Consider the following 1,181-nt stretch of genomic DNA (forward strand, 5'->3'; position numbering starts at 1 on the left):
GCGCCTTACTCGATGATTTTGGACACGACGCCTGCGCCGACGGTGCGGCCGCCTTCGCGGATGGCGAAGCGCAGACCGTTTTCCATGGCGATCGGGGCGATCAGCTCGACGCCGAACGACACGTTGTCGCCGGGCATGACCATTTCGGTGCCTTCGGCCAGGGTCACGGTGCCGGTCACGTCAGTCGTACGGAAGTAGAACTGCGGACGGTAGTTCGCGAAGAACGGAGTGTGACGGCCGCCTTCTTCCTTGGTCAGGATGTAGGCTTCGGCTTCGAACTTGGTGTGCGGAGTCACCGAGCCCGGCTTACACAGAACCTGGCCACGCTCGACGCCGTCACGGTCAACACCACGCAGCAGGGCGCCGATGTTGTCGCCGGCTTCACCGCGGTCCAGCAGCTTGCGGAACATCTCGACACCGGTGCAGGTGGTCTTCTGCGTGTCGCGGATGCCGACGATCTCGATCTCGTCGCCAACGTTGATCACACCACGCTCGACACGACCGGTCACAACGGTACCGCGGCCCGAGATCGAGAACACGTCTTCGATCGGCATCAGGAACGGCTGGTCAACAGCGCGCTCAGGGGTGTCGATGTACTCGTCAACGGCCGCCATCAGTTCGCGGATCTTGTTCTCGCCGATTTCCGGGTTGTTGCCTTCCATCGCGGCCAGAGCCGAACCTGCGATGATCGGAATGTCGTCGCCGGGGTAGTCGTAGCTGGACAGCAGTTCGCGAACTTCCATCTCAACCAGTTCCAGCAGCTCTTCGTCGTCAACCTGGTCAACCTTGTTCAGGAACACGACCATCTTCGGGATGCCAACCTGGCGGCCCAGCAGGATGTGCTCGCGGGTCTGCGGCATCGGGCCGTCAGCTGCGTTCACAACTAGGATCGCGCCGTCCATCTGCGCCGCACCGGTGATCATGTTCTTCACATAGTCAGCGTGGCCGGGGCAGTCGACATGCGCATAGTGGCGGTTGTCGGTCTCGTATTCCACGTGGGCGGTCGAGATGGTGATGCCGCGCGCTTTCTCTTCCGGCGCACCGTCAATCTGGTCATACGCCTTGAAGTCGCCGAAATACTTGGTGATTGCTGCGGTCAGCGTCGTCTTGCCGTGGTCAACGTGGCCAATCGTGCCAATGTTGACGTGCGGTTTTGTACGCTCAAACTTTTCCTTTGCCAT

General features: G+C 61.0%; 1 protein-coding gene. It reads right to left on the reverse strand.

The window, feature by feature from the left end:
- Positions 1–5 precede the first annotated feature (5 nt).
- Positions 6–1,181, reverse strand: a 1,176-nt coding sequence (gene tuf / locus ACR0NB_RS18855) for an elongation factor Tu (RefSeq protein WP_170343064.1), incomplete at its 5' end; no start/stop codon positions are given.

The sequence above is a fragment of the Ruegeria sp. CG3 genome, assembly GCF_056537205.1.